17 protein-coding genes are annotated in these 16580 nt (G+C 31.3%); 8 read left to right on the top strand and 9 right to left on the bottom strand.

The annotated features are described in order from the left end of the window. Window position 1 precedes the first annotated feature (1 nt). Both ACJJVO_RS02420 and ACJJVO_RS02415 read right to left on the bottom strand, forming a co-directional pair. The gene (locus ACJJVO_RS02420; RefSeq protein ID WP_405570003.1) at window positions 2-955 is read right to left on the bottom strand and encodes a lytic transglycosylase domain-containing protein; all 954 of its coding nucleotides are present in this window, start codon (window positions 953-955) and stop codon (window positions 2-4) included. Window positions 956-1102: 147 nt separating this feature from the next. Beyond that, window positions 1103-1765, bottom strand: a complete 663-nt coding sequence (locus tag ACJJVO_RS02415; RefSeq protein ID WP_405570000.1) for an alpha/beta hydrolase — start codon at window positions 1763-1765, stop codon at window positions 1103-1105. A 152-nt stretch (window positions 1766-1917) separates the two neighbouring features. Here ACJJVO_RS02415 and ACJJVO_RS02410 point away from each other — a divergent pair, with 152 nt between their 5' ends. Further along, complete coding sequence (locus ACJJVO_RS02410; protein ID WP_405569998.1) at window positions 1918-2214, top strand: N-acetyltransferase; 297 nt, start codon at window positions 1918-1920, stop codon at window positions 2212-2214. 74 nt (window positions 2215-2288) lie between these two features. On the opposite strand, the gene ACJJVO_RS02405 is transcribed toward ACJJVO_RS02410, so the two are convergent. Both ACJJVO_RS02405 and mtaB read right to left on the bottom strand, forming a co-directional pair. Beyond that, the gene (locus ACJJVO_RS02405) at window positions 2289-2756 is read right to left on the bottom strand and encodes a hypothetical protein (protein ID WP_405569996.1); all 468 of its coding nucleotides are present in this window, start codon (window positions 2754-2756) and stop codon (window positions 2289-2291) included. A gap of 46 nt (window positions 2757-2802) precedes the next feature. Beyond that, window positions 2803-4131, bottom strand: a complete 1329-nt coding sequence (gene mtaB, locus ACJJVO_RS02400) for a tRNA (N(6)-L-threonylcarbamoyladenosine(37)-C(2))-methylthiotransferase MtaB (protein ID WP_405569994.1) — start codon at window positions 4129-4131, stop codon at window positions 2803-2805. 45 nt (window positions 4132-4176) lie between these two features. On the opposite strand from mtaB, the gene ACJJVO_RS02395 reads away from it, so the two are divergent. Further along, entirely contained in the window at window positions 4177-5796 is a 1620-nt protein-coding gene (locus ACJJVO_RS02395) for an ABC transporter substrate-binding protein (protein ID WP_405569991.1), read from the top strand. A 60-nt stretch (window positions 5797-5856) separates the two neighbouring features. Here ACJJVO_RS02395 and ACJJVO_RS02390 read toward each other — a convergent pair whose 3' ends face one another. From ACJJVO_RS02390 to ACJJVO_RS02375, 4 genes are all read right to left on the bottom strand, one after another. Beyond that, a complete protein-coding gene (locus tag ACJJVO_RS02390; RefSeq protein ID WP_405569989.1) occupies window positions 5857-6447 on the bottom strand; it encodes a hypothetical protein in 591 nt (196 codons plus the stop codon). A gap of 49 nt (window positions 6448-6496) precedes the next feature. Next, window positions 6497-7420, bottom strand: coding sequence for a hypothetical protein (locus ACJJVO_RS02385; protein ID WP_405569986.1), 924 nt, complete (start codon window positions 7418-7420; stop codon window positions 6497-6499). Between the two features lie 9 nt (window positions 7421-7429). After that, window positions 7430-8605 carry a GlmU family protein gene (locus tag ACJJVO_RS02380; RefSeq protein WP_405569984.1) on the bottom strand — a complete coding sequence of 392 codons (1176 nt, stop codon included), beginning with the start codon at window positions 8603-8605 and terminating at the stop codon, window positions 7430-7432. Between the two features lie 126 nt (window positions 8606-8731). Further along, window positions 8732-8983 carry a type B 50S ribosomal protein L31 gene (locus tag ACJJVO_RS02375; protein ID WP_092443965.1) on the bottom strand — a complete coding sequence of 84 codons (252 nt, stop codon included), beginning with the start codon at window positions 8981-8983 and terminating at the stop codon, window positions 8732-8734. Between the two features lie 159 nt (window positions 8984-9142). Between ACJJVO_RS02375 and ACJJVO_RS02370 the strand changes: the two genes are divergently transcribed. The 5 genes from ACJJVO_RS02370 (at window position 9143) to ACJJVO_RS02350 (ending at window position 14935) form a co-directional block, all read left to right on the top strand. Continuing rightward, entirely contained in the window at window positions 9143-9676 is a 534-nt protein-coding gene (locus ACJJVO_RS02370) for a DUF4199 domain-containing protein (protein WP_405569981.1), read from the top strand. A gap of 43 nt (window positions 9677-9719) precedes the next feature. Beyond that, a complete protein-coding gene (locus tag ACJJVO_RS02365; RefSeq protein WP_405569980.1) occupies window positions 9720-10670 on the top strand; it encodes a glycosyltransferase family 2 protein in 951 nt (316 codons plus the stop codon). A 93-nt stretch (window positions 10671-10763) separates the two neighbouring features. Then, window positions 10764-12491, top strand: coding sequence for a phospho-sugar mutase (locus ACJJVO_RS02360; protein WP_405569979.1), 1728 nt, complete (start codon window positions 10764-10766; stop codon window positions 12489-12491). Further along, a complete protein-coding gene (locus ACJJVO_RS02355; RefSeq protein WP_405569977.1) occupies window positions 12492-14315 on the top strand; it encodes an ABC transporter ATP-binding protein in 1824 nt (607 codons plus the stop codon). It begins immediately after the preceding gene. 203 nt (window positions 14316-14518) lie between these two features. After that, window positions 14519-14935, top strand: a complete 417-nt coding sequence (locus tag ACJJVO_RS02350) for a DUF2141 domain-containing protein (RefSeq protein ID WP_405569976.1) — start codon at window positions 14519-14521, stop codon at window positions 14933-14935. A gap of 80 nt (window positions 14936-15015) precedes the next feature. On the opposite strand, the gene ACJJVO_RS02345 is transcribed toward ACJJVO_RS02350, so the two are convergent. Continuing rightward, window positions 15016-15495, bottom strand: a complete 480-nt coding sequence (locus ACJJVO_RS02345) for a Dps family protein (RefSeq protein WP_405569974.1) — start codon at window positions 15493-15495, stop codon at window positions 15016-15018. 103 nt (window positions 15496-15598) lie between these two features. On the opposite strand from ACJJVO_RS02345, the gene ACJJVO_RS02340 reads away from it, so the two are divergent. Then, on the top strand, window positions 15599-16537 hold the full coding sequence (locus tag ACJJVO_RS02340) for a LysR substrate-binding domain-containing protein (RefSeq protein ID WP_405569971.1): 939 nt from the start codon (window positions 15599-15601) through the stop codon (window positions 16535-16537). The last annotated feature ends 43 nt before the right edge of the window (window positions 16538-16580 follow it).

The raw sequence follows: 16580 nt of genomic DNA, 5'->3' as shown, positions 1-16580 counted from the left end.
ATTAAGATTTAGTATTATAATAGCCTTCTTTTGGAATTTCAATCTGGTAAGATTTTCTAGACTTGTTATTTAAATGAGGCTCTCTTAACCATGGGTTATGGAGTTTTAAAATCTTATAATTAATACCAAATTGCTTAGCAAACTTTGCAAAATCTGTTACTGCTGTATCCACTTCAACTTTATAGGTTGGCACTTCTTTATATAAATGGGATTTATTAAAGTTGAATCCGTATTTACTTGGATTAGACAATATTTCTTTCAATGCTACTATTCTAAATACATAACGCCCTGTTTCTTCACCTAACAACAGATCGTAATAGCCGTCAACATCTTGCTCTTTTAAACGTCTAGAGACACCATAATTACCAGCGTTATATGCTGCTGCTGCTTTAGTCCAAGACCCTAAACTTTCTTTTGCTTTCTTTAAGTAATCACATGCGACTTCAGTTGCTTTTTCTAAATTGTAACGTTCGTCTACATTATCGTTTACTTCTAAACCATTTTCGCGTCCTGTAGCCTTCATAATTTGCCAAACACCACTTGCGCCTGCAGGTGATTTTGCTGTTTGTACTAATCCACTTTCAATAACCGCGAGATACTTAAAATCATCTGGCACTCCATTTCGTTTCAAAATTGGCTCTATGATTGGAAAGTATTTTTGTGCGCGTTTAAACATTAAAAGTCCATTAGATTGCCAATAGGTATTTACCAATAATTCCCTATCCATTCTTTCATAGATGTCTGGATTTTGAATAGGAACCATTTCACCTGCAAAATTTAAATTTTCAGGCATTTCTAATGCATATACGTTGTAGTTATTTACAATAGGATCTTCTTTTCCTAATAAAAAATCTGATGGAGCTTTTTCATCTGGAGCTTTTTGCATGGCGAATATAAACAAGCCAGATATACAAATAACACCTATTAATGCTAAGCTATTCTTTATGTATTTCATAGTATTTCTTTTAATGTATTTTAGAATATTACATGCTGTGTATTGTTCATCATTTATTTAAATGCTTAAGCAATTTGCATGACTGATTCAGAATTTTGTTTTTTTAGTAATATATAAATGTAATCAATCTACGATGAAGATTCAAATTCAGCCTTCAATAAGTTTTGGTAAATTTTCGTTAAACCATTTATATTTATTGATAATCATGATGTGAGTTCCACCTTTAATAACAATACAATTTCCAACACAAGAATGCGGAAAAACAGCATCCTTATCTCCATGAATATAAATAGCATTAGGCATTTCTGCTTCTTGATCCCAACAAACCACATGCTTTATGGCCCAATTGAGATAAGTTTTATCATTTACAGAAAGGTATTTTTTATATAAATCAATACGTTTCTTTATGGTTTCACCTAAAGCATATTTTGCTAATAAATCAATATTACTAACTAATTGCGTTGGTAGTATTTTATACGCTTTGGTGACTTTTAGTAACTTCATACGTTTGGGTAACTCGTAATGTGATTTCACACTAGAAACGACAAACAATTTTTTTACCGTTAAGTACTTACTCATTTCTTGCACTAACATACCACCAAAAGATACACCAAGCAATACTATATTATCATGCTTTATAAACGTACACATACGTTTGGCATAAGCTTCAAAAGTTTCCGTTTTAGTTGGTATCTGCCATTCTAACCAATGAATTTCATAAGAAGTCTCTGGTAGCTTTATATGTTCAAAAATAGAGGGATTTGCTGCCATACCTGGCATTAAATATACATGTGTTAATTTAGTATTCATTTGGTAAAATTGGAGCGTCCTAATTAATTACAATTTAAGGTTTTAACAACAATAACCTAATTCTTAAGTTGATTTTTTGTACCTTTGCACAGCAAAACTATATAAAATATAGTATCTACGCTACCAACCGCTGAATTTAATATAAAGAAATTATGACAGAAACTGCTGAACTAATTGACAATGATTTTCTTCGTCAATTTGAATTAAAGGTTGAAAACGAAATGGCTATTATTGAATATTCTTTACAAGAACGAAAGATATTCTTAACTAAAATGATTATTCCTGATGGTATTAGAACAGACGAATTTGAACTAGATTTTATTGACCTAGTATTCTCAAACATTAAAGAACGAAACATTAGCGTGGTACCAACAAGTCCTGAAATTGCTAAGTTTGTAAGACGTAATAGAAAATATAAGCGAATGTTACCTGTTGGTATACGCATATAATTTAAAAATATACATCACAAAAAAATCCGAAATTTTAAAATTTCGGATTTTTTTATTGTAATTAATATTAACTATTAGTAATTCACATCAATTGTTCCATTCTCTAACACTATAGACGCTTCCTCAACTGCTGTATAAGAAGTCAGTGTTCCTGCAAAAGTTGCTGTCAATCTAGAGCCATTATTAACACTTATAACTGAATTAAATGCTCCGCTATCATAATAATACTCTCCATCAATAAGATATTCAAACGCATACAATGAGAAAGTTCCTAAATCACCCACTTCTGTTTCAAAATTAATAGTTCTAGAAGCGTCAGTTCCTACTGTAGCTGATACATATAATATTGTAAATTGTTCTCCATCAAAAGTAAATGTATCGCTCTCAACAATAATTGTATCGAATGTAACTGACTGACCATCAATTATCACGGTAAGTTCGTTAGAAGCTCCATTATTATCACTTCCATCATCATCTTTATTACAAGAGGTAGATAATATTAAACCGACTACAACAAATAAGTTAAAAAATATTTTTTTCATAATATATCAGTTTTGTTAAGATTGTAAATCTAACTTAAGAAATAACCTACGCAAACGCTTTAATAAAATTAAACCGTACTAACCCATCTTCGTCAATTTCGATTAGTTTTACATCATGTATCGTATTCACCAACTCCGGATTCCAAGGAGCCTTTACCTTTACATAGTTTTCCGTAAAACCATGAATATAACCTTCTTTGTTTTCTCCTTCAAATAATACCGTACAACTTGTCTGTAATTGATTTTCGTAAAAAGCTCTTCGCTTTTTAGCAGACAAACCTCTTAACATTTTACTACGCTTAGATCGTTTAGCTTTAGACACCACATTAGGCATATTTGCTGCTTCTGTATTATCACGTTCAGAATATTGAAACACGTGTAAATAAGAGATTTCTAATGCATTCAAAAAGTTATATGTTTCTAAAAATAATTCATCAGTTTCACCAGGAAAACCAACAATTACATCGACTCCAATACAAGCATGAGGCATTACTTCTTTAATTTTTGAAACTCTGTCTACATATAACTCTTTCATATAACGACGTTTCATCTTTTTTAAGATGTCGTTACTTCCACTTTGTAATGGTATATGAAAATGCGGCACAAACGCTCTAGATTTAGACACTAAATCTATGGTTTCGTTTTTTAATAAATTAGGTTCAATTGAAGAAATTCTTAAACGTTCAATACCTTTAACCTTATCGAGCTCAGTTACGAGATCTAAAAAAGTGTGTTCGTGCTTTTTATTCCCAAACTCTCCTTTGCCATAATCACCAATATTAACTCCTGTAAGTACAATTTCTTTAATTCCTTGCTCAGAAATTTCCTTTGCATTCTTTAAAACACTAGTCATTGTATCACTACGCGAAATTCCTCTGGCCAGCGGAATTGTACAATAGGTACATTTATAATCGCAACCATCTTGTACTTTTAAAAAAGCTCTTGTTCTATCTCCAATAGAATAACTACCAACATAAAAATCTGCATCTTCTATTTCGCAAGAATGTACCTCCCCAAAATTGTTTTTGGTTAAATCATTTAAGTAATCTGTAATCTTGAATTTTTCAGTCGCTCCCAAAACCAAATCCACACCATTTACATCTGCTAATTCCTCTGGCTTTAATTGCGCATAGCAACCAATGGCAGCAACAAATGCTTCAGGATTATTCTTTTGCGCTTGTTTTACTATAGTTTTAAAACGCTTATCTGCATTTTCAGTAACCGAACAAGTGTTTATGACGTATACATCTGCAGATTCTTTAAAATCTACACGATCAAATCCTTCGTTTTCAAAACCCCTAGCTATTGTGGAGGTTTCTGAAAAATTAAGTTTACAACCTAATGTATAAAATGCGACTTTTTTTGTTGGATTCATTCTTGTACTTTTACCAAGTTGGCAAATTTACAACATATAAATTATATGCTAAAACTCACACCATCGTTATTCAAAAGATTGCTGTATACCTCATTAATTATGATGGTATTTTCATGTACCTCAAAAGAAAGTAATGAATTAGACCATCTAGTTTTTAGATACAATGAACACAAAAACATAGGTTCATTAGACCCTGCATTTTCAAAGGATTTAGCAGATATCTGGGCAACACATCAATTATTTAATGGTTTGGTGCAAATGGATGATCAACTTAATGTAAAACCATGTATTGCTAAAAAATGGACTATTACCGATAGTGCTAAAATATACACATTTACCTTACGGAAGGATGTCTATTTTCATAAACATAATTTGTTCGGAAAAGATTCTACAAGAAGCACAACAGCTTCTGATTTTGAATATAGCTTCAACCGATTAAAAGATAATACCATTGCATCACCTGGAAGTTGGGTCTTAAATAAAGTTGAAGACTTTTCTGCGATTAATGATTCTACTTTTCAAATTAAATTAAAACAACCTTTTCCTGCGTTTCTAGGCTTACTCACCATGAAATATTGCTCTGTTGTTCCTAAAGAAATCGTAGAACATTATGGCAATGATTTCAGGTCTAATCCGATAGGCACTGGTCCTTTTAAATTTAAACGGTGGGAAGAAAATTTAAAGTTAGTTTTTAGAAAAAATAACCATTATTTTGAAATTGATTCTCAAGGACAACAACTGCCTTATCTAGAAGCGATATCCATCACCTTTTTACCAGATAAACAGAGTGAATTTCTGCAGTTTGCGCAAGGTAATATTGATTTTGTCTCTGGTTTAGATGGTTCTTATAAGGATGAAATTTTAACAGCCGAAGGCAAGTTAAGAGCAAATTATGCTGAAAATGTAAAAATGATACGAGGTCCATACCTTAACACAGAGTATTTAGCATTTTTTATGGAAACTGAGGATAATACCATTCAATCAAAAAAAATAAGAAAAGCAATTAATATTGGTTTTAATCGTAACAAAATGATGACTTATTTGAGAAATGGTATCGGAATTCCTGCTAGTGGAGGTTTTATTCCTAAAGGCTTACCTGGTTTTGATTCCTCTATTGGTTATACATATCAACCTGATTTAGCAAAACAATTAGTATCCGAATTTAAAGCCGAAACAGGTATTAACAATCCAGAAATTACGTTGACCACAACAAGTAATTATTTAAGCTTTTGTGAATTTATTCAGCGGGAACTGCAAAAAACAGGCCTATTAGTAAATGTAGATGTTATACCACCTTCAAGCTTAAAAGATGCTAAAGCAAATGGACAACTCGATTTTTTTAGAGCAAGTTGGATTGCAGATTATCCTGATGCAGAAAATTACCTATCATTATTTTACAGCAAGAATTTTGCTCCAAATGGACCAAACTATACTCATTTTAAAAATGATACATTCGACCAAATGTATGACGCTGCATATTTGGAAACTGATCAAGACTTAAGAGCTTTACTTTACACCAAAATGGATGCATTGATTATGAGCTCTGCCCCTATTGTACCTCTCTTTTATGATGAAGTGGTTAGATTTACTAGAAAAAATGTTGAAGATTTGGGTATTAATGCCACTAACTTACTAGAGTTAAAATCTGTAAGAAAGACTAAATAATCACGTATTAAACATTGAAAAATCTAAAAAAAAAGGATGAGATGATGCATTTTTTCAGCCTTAATTCCCACCAATAGATTCGCCTTCTTTAGCATTTAATTTTACCTCACTTAAATAACTTAAAATATTACCTTGAGAATCCACATTACCAACAAATCCAAAAGTAGCTGAGTAATAAAGGAAAAACTCTTTACTCTTGCCACTATCCCTATCTGTTAGCTGCTTACAATGTACTTTTATACAATCTTTGTATTTCTTTTTGGGTGTTTTAAATTTTTGATCAACAGCAATTACTTCATAACTCCAGCTTTTATCATTTTCTAACCAATTATCACCAAGAACTGGTTTTACAGGTAATACAATTGATTCTTTAAGTGATTTCTTATCAATGTGATAATAGTATGTATTGCCTTTTCGATAATACGTAGTATCAACATCTCCCCAACTATACTTTCTATATCTCACATAATATTCTTGATTATTGATATCTTCTTTTTGCTTTGCAAAAAATTCAAAATAATGTGATTTTCCGTATTTAAAATATTTTCCACTATTTGAGTTTTCAAATAACGTAATGTAACCATCTAATTCGTTATAGGTAAACGATAAAAGACTAAATGAGCATACTAAAATTATGATTATTTTTTTCATACTAAAATTGTTAGAAATAGCAATATACTAACATTTAGCATTTTAAATACTAGTTGCTTTCATCTTTATCAAACCCAGTAAAATAATACAAATCATCTCCACCTTCCCCTTTTAAACGTCTAGAAGACAAATAACCCGTAGTTAAATCATCATTTAAGAAAAATGAAAAATCATCTCCTTTACTATTTATTGGTTTATCTAAAGATACTGGAGATTTTATGATATTAGTAGAATTTAAATCAAACATATAGATATCTATTCCTCCTTTACCTCCTCGTCTATCAGAAGAAAAATAAAGTCTATTATCCGAGCTCACAAAGGGAAACGTTTCTGTACGAGAAGAGTTTATATGCTCGCCTAATTTAGTAACTTCTCCATAGGTTTTATGGTCTGTTACAGACACTTTATAAATATCAGATTTTCCTTTAGTTCCTTTTACATCAGCTATAAAATACAGTGTAGATCCATCTGCACTCAAAGCAGGATGTGCAAAATTGTGATCTGGATCACAGAAAGGTAAAGTTGTAAAATTAACCCAACCTTTCCCTTCTTCATATTCGGCACGTTGTATTAAAAGATTGAACGTGCTCATATCCTTTAGTTTATTCTCTCCTTTTACGGTTTGATTGGTTGTAAAATACATATACTTACCATCTTTAGAATAAGTAGCTACAGACATGTTAGACATGCCTACTTCCTTTTTTTCAATAAGTTTTGGATCTTCTATTTCACCTTCTTCACCTAACTTACATTCATAAATGCCGTAAAGATTCTGAGCATAATTATCTAAAATAGCTCTTCCACTTCTTGATGTAAGGTTAGAACTAATAAAAACTTTATCCTTAACAACTCTCGCTGCAAAGTGATCTAATTTATTGTTTATTTCAAGTTTTTTAACTTCTACCTCTTGAGAAAATCCAAGGCTTATAATAAATAAAAAAAGTAGGTTGAATTTGGGTGCTTTTAATTTCATAATATAATATTATTCTCTTCTATATTGTTTTGTTTCTTCAAAAATGTGCTCTAAAATGGCTTTATCTAAATCCATGAATTCTTCTTTTCGTCTTCCCATAACAACTTCAGCAACTTCAAATGCTTTATTTGTTTTATAGGTTACAAACCCATTATTTCCGCCCCAAGAAAAACTAGGAACAAAATTTCTAGGAAAACCACTTCCAAAGATATTAGCACTTACACCAACAACTGTACCAGTATTAAACATGGTATTAATTCCACATTTACTATGATCACCCATCATTAAGCCACAAAATTGTAATCCTGTTCTTGCAAATCCTTCTGTGTTATAATCCCACAGTCTTACTTCTGCATAATTATTCTTTAGATTACTATTATTAGTATCTGCACCAAGGTTACACCATTCTCCTAAAACCGAATTCCCTAAAAAGCCATCGTGTCCTTTATTAGAAAATCCAAATATTACAGAGTTACTCACCTCTCCTCCAATTTTACTATGAGGACCAACCGTTGTTGGACCATAAACCTTAGCTCCTAATTTTAAGGTTGAATTATTACACAGTGCCAAAGGCCCTCTAACCAATGCACCTTCCATAACTTCTGAATCTCTACCAATATAAATGGGTCCAGCACTCGCATTTAAAGTCGCAAAATTTAAGGTAGCACCTTTTTCTATAAAAATGTTCTCAGGGTTTACTGTATTTATTGTTGAAGGAATTGGTTCTGATTTTCTACCATTAGTAATTAGATTAAAATCTTCTGCAATAGCGTCCCCATTTTTAGAAAAAATATCCCAAGTATGTTCAATTTTTAAAATGTCGCCTTCAAATTCTACAGCTTCAAAAGTTGAAAAATCACTAACTTCTTCACCTTCTTTTGCAAAAAACGCAATTACGTCTTCGCCTTTAAATAAAGCTTGATTATGGTTTAAGTTTTTTACGACTTCAACAACTTCCATATTTGGTAAAAAAGAAGCATTAATCATAATGTTCTCTTCCATCTCAACCATAGGAAACTTTTCTGCTAGATAATCTTCAGTTACAGTTGTTGTAGTATATTCTAGATACGATTCCCATTTTTGGCGAATGGTTAAAATACCAACTCTAATATCTGCAACTGGCCTGGTAAAGGTAAACGGCAACAAATTGTTGCGATAAGGACCATCAAAAAGTATATAGTTCATTCTGATTTTATAGTTTAAAGTTTCAAATAAAAACTTTGATTAACAATTCAAAAATAACTTAATTGTATAAAACGCAAAAGCCTTTCTGTCATAGAAAGGCTTTTAACGATTATCGGTAAGCTTAGTTTATTTTTTAAACTTAGCGTATTTGTTTTTGAACTTGTCAATACGACCAGCTGTATCTACTAATTTAGATTTACCAGTGTAAAAAGGGTGAGATGTTCTAGAGATTTCTAACTTAACTAATGGATATTCTGTTCCATCAACGTCAATAGTCTCATTTGTATCTGCCGTAGATTTTGTTAAATATACCTCTTCATTAGACATATCTTTAAACGCTACTACTCTATAATTTTCTGGATGTATTCCTGCTTTCATCACTAAATGCTTTAAATGTATTCGATTTTTCGAGGTGCAAATTTAACCATTTTTTATAAATCTACAATCTTTTTTGATAAATTTTATTCTACTAATGTATGTAACATTTATGTAACTTTGTCTACTAACTAATAAATTAACCTAAAACTTAAGTTTATTATGACTAAATCTTTAAAATCTTCAGCACTAAATTATGGTCTATATTTAGGACTTATATTATCTTCATTTACAATAATTGGATATGCAGTATACCTTGACTTATTTACCCAATGGTGGTTTGGAATAGGCCAAATGTTTCTAGTTATCATTGTTGGCATTGTATCTGCAATGAAAGCAAAAAAGATATTAGGAGGTTTTATTAGTTTTAAAGAGGCATTTACCGCGTTTTTTATAACAATACTTGTTGGTGTTACAATACCAGCACTTATTGGTTTTATTATTTTTAATATAGTAGATGTAGAGGCTGCAAATATACTGCAAGAAAAAATCATCAACTCTCAATTAGCCATGATGGAAAAATTTGGTGCACCACAAGAATCTATTGATATGGCAATGGAGCAAATGCAAAAAGAAAGTAATTTTTTCTCTTTAGGAAATACAGTTAAATCTATTGCATACCAACTTGTTGGCTTTAGTATAATAGGTCTTATTGTTGCTGCGGTTACAAAAAAGAATGATCCACACGCAGCTTAAATAATTTCTTTATTTTTGAAGTTCAGAAATTAGACCAAACTCTATGGATATATCAGTAGTAATACCACTACTTAACGAAGAAGAATCTTTAAAAGAATTACACGATTGGATAGCGTCAGTGATGTTATCCAATCAGTTTTCTTACGAAATCTTATTTATAGATGATGGGAGTACGGATAAATCTTGGTCAATCATTTCTGAACTAGGTCACATTAATCCTAATGTAAAGGGTATTAGATTTCTGAAAAATTTCGGAAAATCACAAGCATTACATGCTGGTTTTGCAAAAGCTACAGGAGATATTGTTGTTACCATGGATGCTGATTTACAAGACAACCCTGAAGAAATTCCCGAACTCTTCAAAATGATTAAAACGGATAAATATGATCTTGTTTCTGGTTGGAAAAAGAAACGATATGATTCTTATTTTTCTAAAAATTTACCTTCAAAATTATTTAATTGGGCAGCAAGACGCACTTCTGGTGTAACATTAAACGATTTTAATTGTGGTTTAAAAGCCTACAGCAATACCGTTGTAAAACACATTGATGTTTATGGCGAAATGCATCGTTACATTCCGGTATTGGCAAAAAATGCAGGTTTTATAAATATTGGTGAAAAAGTAGTACAACACCAAGCGCGTAAATATGGCACCACAAAATTTGGGATGAATCGTTTTATTAACGGTTTCTTAGATCTCATAACCATATGGTTTCTTTCTCGCTTTGGTAAAAGACCCATGCATTTATTCGGAGCAATTGGCGTGCTAATGTTTATAATTGGTTTTGGGTTTTCATTTTATTTAGGTTTAGACAAACTATTTTTTAATCCTTTAGGAAGGCTAATCACAGACAGACCACAGTTCTATATCGCATTATCTACCATGATTATTGGCTCGCAATTCTTCATTGCAGGCTTTTTAGGTGAACTTATTTTGCGCTCTAACCGTCAGCAACAACGCTATTTTATTAAAGAGCATTTGAATCTGAAATAACCTTCAGAATAAATAGTCTTGATAGTCGGTTTAAAATTGTGAATTGTTTATTTTTGTTTAACATTTTACATCATTAATAAATACATTTTTTCCATGATACATATTAAGCCAGAAATTCTAGAGCGCGTAAACACTTGGTTAACTCCAACTTTTGACGAAGAATCGCAAAATCAAATTAAAAATATGATTGCCTCTAATCCTAAAGAATTAGAAGAAAGCTTTTATAAAAATCTTGAATTTGGGACAGGCGGAATGCGTGGTATTATGGGTTTAGGTACTAACCGAATTAACAAATACACTTTAGGTAAAAACACACAAGGCTTAAGTAACTACTTAAAAGAATCATTTCCAAATGAAGAATTAAAAGTGGCCATTGCTTACGATTGCAGGCATAATAGTAAAACATTTGGGAAATTAGTAGCAGATGTATTTTCTGCCAATGGAATTAAAGTATTTTTATTTGAAGATTTAAGACCTACGCCAGAGTTGTCATTTGCATTAAAACATTTAAACTGCCATTGTGGTATTGTGCTAACAGCCTCTCACAATCCACCAGAATACAATGGTTACAAAGTGTATTGGCAAGATGGTGGCCAATTAGTACCACCACAAGATGCTGCTGTAATTGCAGAAATTAATCGTTTAGATTATTCTGAAATTAAATTTGAAGCAAACGAAAGCTTAATTCAATATATAGGAAAGGATATCGATGATGTTTTTATTAATGCATCTATAAAAAATGGAAGTTTTGATACTTCAAAAGAAGCTAAAGAAAATCTAAACATTGTATTCACCTCTTTACATGGCACTTCTATTACAGCCATTCCAGAAACTTTAAAACGTGCAGGTTATACCAATGTAAATATTGTTGAAGAACAACGTGTACCTAATGGAGATTTTCCAACGGTAGTGTCTCCAAACCCTGAAGAACCAGAAGCTTTAAAAATGGCTATAGCACTTGCAGGAAAAGTTGATGGAGATATTGTTATTGGTACAGATCCAGATTGTGATCGTTTAGGTGTAGTAGTTAGAAATTTAGAAAATGAATTGGTAATTCTTAACGGAAACCAAACCATGATTTTAATGACTAACTTTTTATTAAAACAATGGAAAAAATCAGGAAAAATAAATGGTAATCAATTTGTAGGTTCTACAATTGTGTCTACTCCAATGATGACGGTTTTAGCAAATGCATATGATGTAGAATGTAAAATTGGTTTAACCGGTTTTAAATGGATTGCTAAAATGATTAAAGACTTCCCAACCATGGACTTTATTGGTGGTGGAGAAGAAAGTTTTGGTTTTATGGTTGGCGATTTTGTTCGTGATAAAGATGCCGTTACCTCTACCCTTTTAGCTATAGAAATTGCTGCACAAGCAAAAGAAAAAGGCAAAACCATGTACCAAGAGTTAATTGATTTATACGTTGAGCATGGCTTTTTTAAAGAACGTTTAGTGTCTTTAACTAAAAAAGGAATTGAAGGTGCACAAGAAATTAAACAAATGATGATTGATGCCAGAGAAAATCCTTTAAAAGAAATCAATGGTAAAAAAGTGGTTTTAATTGAAGATTACCAATTATCAATTTCTAAAAATCTTCAAAGTAATGAAGAAACAACTATCGATATTCCTAAATCTAATGTATTAATATATTATACTGAAGACGGAAGTAAAATAGCCTTAAGACCAAGTGGTACTGAGCCTAAAATAAAATTCTATATCAGCGTAAATGCAGATCTTGACAATTCGTCAGACTTTGAAAAAACGGAGCAGTTGTTGGATAAGAGGATTAATGCAATTTTAAAGGATATGAAGCTGTAAATGAATTATTTTAAACAAGTACTTGGATTTGCTAAACCTTATAAAGGCTATGCTATTTTAAATATAGTCTGTAATATTTTCTATGCGCTATTCGGAACTTTATCGATGGTATCCTTATTTCCAATGCTTAATGTTTTATTCGGAAAAACAGAACCACTCAAAATAAAACCTGAATGGACAGGAATAAGTAATATTAAAGATTATGGAGAAAATTACCTCAACTACTTTGTGACGCAAAAATCTGTTGAAGGTCATGATGATGTGCTTATCTTTATGGTAGGCTTGGTTATAACTATGTTTCTCCTTAAAAATATTTTCTCTTATCTAGCAATGTATTTTATAACGTTTCTTAGAAATGGTGTTTTAAGAGATATTAGGAATGCTGTTTATAATAAAATAATGGTGCTCCCTATTTCATATTATTCAGAAAAAAGAAAAGGTGATACTATTGCTAGAATTTCAAGTGATGTTCAAGAAATTCAAAGTTCATTTCTTTCGATATTAGAATTAATTGTTAGAGAACCATTAATGATTATTTTCACAATTATAATGATGCTTCTTATAAGCTTAAAGCTTACAATATTTGTATTTATTTTTATTCCTTTGAGTGGTTTTATCATTTCATTAATAGGAAAATCATTGAAACGAAAATCTGGTTATGTTCAAAAAGAGCAAGGTCAGTTTTTATCTATTGTAGAAGAAACACTTGGTGGTTTAAAAGTCATCAAAGGCTTTAATTCTGAAGGCGCTTTTAATCAGAGATTTCAGAATTCGACGAATCGTTTTTTTCATTTTTCAAATAAATTACTGCATCGTCAAAACTTAGCGTCTCCTACTAGTGAATTTTTAGGTATTACTGTTATTGCAATTCTCTTATGGTATGGCGGTCGCATGGTATTAAATGATAAAGCTTTAGATCCTGGATTATTTATAGTTTATATGGGTTTAGCCTATAACATCCTTACACCTGCAAAAGCCATAAGTAAGGCGAGTTATAGTGTTAAAAAAGGAAACGCAGCAGCAGAGCGTGTTTTAGAAATTCTGAATACGGTTTCACCATTAGAAGATATTCCAAATGCTAAGGTTAAAAGTGATTTTACTACAGAAATAAGACTTGATAATATTTCCTTTAAATACGAAAATGATTTAGTGCTAAAAAACTTTTCATTGAATGTACCAAAAGGAAAAACTGTAGCTTTGGTCGGCCAATCTGGAAGTGGAAAATCTACAATAGCAAATTTGGTAACACGTTTCTATGATGTTAACGAAGGTACGATAAGCATAGATGGAGAAGATATTAAAGGCCTTACAAAACATTCGCTTCGCAGCCTAATGGGATTAGTAACTCAAGATTCTATACTTTTTAATGATAGTATTAAAAACAATCTTCTTTTAGGAAAAGAAAAGGCAACAGATGAAGCTATTATAGACGCACTCAAAATTGCTAATGCATGGGAATTTGTAAAAGATTTATCAAATGGAATTGACACTAACATTGGAGATTCTGGCGGTAAATTGTCTGGCGGACAAAAACAACGTTTAAGCATCGCCAGAGCTGTGCTTAAAAATCCTCCGATAATGATTTTAGATGAAGCTACCTCAGCTTTAGATACAGAAAGCGAACGTTTAGTACAAGATGCATTAGAAAAGATGATGATGAACCGAACTTCTATTGTTATTGCTCACAGGCTTTCTACAATACAAAATGCAGATCTCATTGTTGTAATGCAAAAAGGTGAAATTGCAGAACAAGGCACACACACTGAATTGATTGCTAAAAATGGTGTTTATAGAAAACTTGTTGACATGCAAAGTTTTGAATAATATGGTGTAATCACTATTTCTTTATTAGAAATTTGAATTATCATTTTTGTTGTTAATTCTGAATATTTTAAAATAAATACAACTCATCCACAAGAATTTACAATTCAGGAATTGATATTATTTTTATTTAAAGGTTTATTAGATATTTGAATCATCAATAAAAACGAACAGTATTTCACACTAACCATTAAAACAATTTAACCATGAAAACTTTATTCTTAACATTCGCACTCGTATTAACTTCAATATTTAGCTTTTCTCAAGACTCTGGCGTAACACTCACATTAACGATAGATAATGTAATAAGCGACAAAGGCAACGTTAAAATGGCGTTACACACGGTTGATACATTTATGAAAGGAAAAGGTCTGGACAATGGTCAATCTGAAATTAAAGACGGGAAGGTTACCATCACTTTTGAAAACGTTAAACCAGGAGACTACGCTATAATAGCTTTCCATGATGAAAATGAAAACAATAAAATGGATTTTAGAGATAATGGCATGCCATTAGAATCTTACGGAATGTCTAATAACGTTATGTCTTTTGGACCACCTCAATATGATGACGCAAAGTTTACTATTGCAGATAAAGACTTAGAATTAAACATTCGTTTCTAATAATAGAATTATCATAAAATTAAAAAACCTTCAGATTAATAATCTGAAGGTTTTTCATTTATATAAAGTACTGTTTGTTATTATACAGTCTCTCCCATCCAAGCTTTCATCATCCAAACTGTTTTTTCTTGTTCAGTAATAAAATCACTCATCATAGAGCTTGTTCCTTCATCATTTGCATCTCCTGCAGATTCTAAAATAGAACGCTCAATCTTCAATAACTCACCAATAGATTCTACAATAAGCTCTACTGCTTTTTCATCCTTAGATATATTTTTTCCAACTGGTACTTTTGCAGCTTTGGTATAATCCTCAAAAGTATGTAATGGTGTAGCTCCAAGTGTTAAAATACGCTCTGCGATCTCATCTACTTTTAAATTTGCGTCTGTGTATAACTCTTCGAACTTTACATGTAAATTAAAAAAGGCATGTCCTTTAATATTCCAATGTATTCCTCTTAAATTCTGATAGTATAATTGAAAATTTGCTAATAATACATTTAAATCATTTGCTAGTTCTTTTGTTTTCTCGGTATCTAAACCTATGCTATTTAATGTCATAATAGATTGTTTTTTGTTTAGTCAAATTTACGAATGAAATAAGTATTAATTAGCATAGTTTTTATGAATAGATTTAATACTTTTATAGCCAAAATTAATAGTTATGACAATAACCCAACTCAAATATGCTTTAGCTATAGCAGAACACAAAAATTTCACAAAAGCTGCAGAAAAATGCTTTGTAACACAACCAACATTGAGTACTCAGATTCAGAAATTAGAAGACGAGTTAGACATTATTATATTTGACAGAAGTAAAAAGCCCATTGAATTAACGGACGTTGGACGAAAAATTGTTTTTCAGGCTAGAAATATTGTAAATGAAGCAGATCGTATTCAAGATATTGTAGATCAGCAAAAAGGATTTATAGGAGGTGAGTTTAGGCTTGGCATAATTCCGACTGTGATGCCTACACTTTTACCAATGTTTTTAAGAAGTTTCATTAAAAAATACCCAAAGGTTAAATTAAAAATTGAAGAATTAACCACTGAAGAAATATTAGCTCGCCTCAGTGATGGTCACTTAGATGCAGCTATTGCAGCTACACCTTTAGAAAGTGATAATATAAAAGAGCGTGTTTTATACTACGAACCTTTTGTTGCTTATATTCCTTCTAACCATCGATTAAAAGACAAGAAAATCATTGAAGTTTCTGATTTAAATATTGATGATATGCTACTTTTAGAAGATGGCCATTGTTTTAGAGATGGTGTCATCAATCTTTGTAAGACATTTAAAGATCAAATAGATGAAAACTTTCAGTTAGAAAGCGGAAGTATTGAAACCTTAATAAAACTATCTAATGAAGGTTTAGGAATGACACTGCTTCCTTATCTGCACACTTTAGACATAAAAGAAAAATTAAGTCCTAATTTAAGACACTTTAAAGAACCCTCACCTGCGAGAGAAGTAAGTATTATTTATCATAAAAGTGAATTAAAAATGCAAATAATTAATGCCTTGCATGATGTTATTTCGGGTATAATTCGTGGTGCAATTGCATTTCAGAATGTTGAAATTATAAGCCCTAAAGCAAAGTAACTTTATTCTCTATTAAAATAAAAAAACCTCGTAGCATCGATCT

Origin of the sequence: Winogradskyella sp. Asnod2-B02-A, from assembly GCF_045063645.1 — a bacterium.
Classification (GTDB): Bacteria; Bacteroidota; Bacteroidia; order Flavobacteriales; family Flavobacteriaceae; genus Winogradskyella.
The sequence above is the reverse complement of the archived record's forward strand: the minus strand, read 5'-3'. Positions and strand labels throughout refer to the sequence as shown.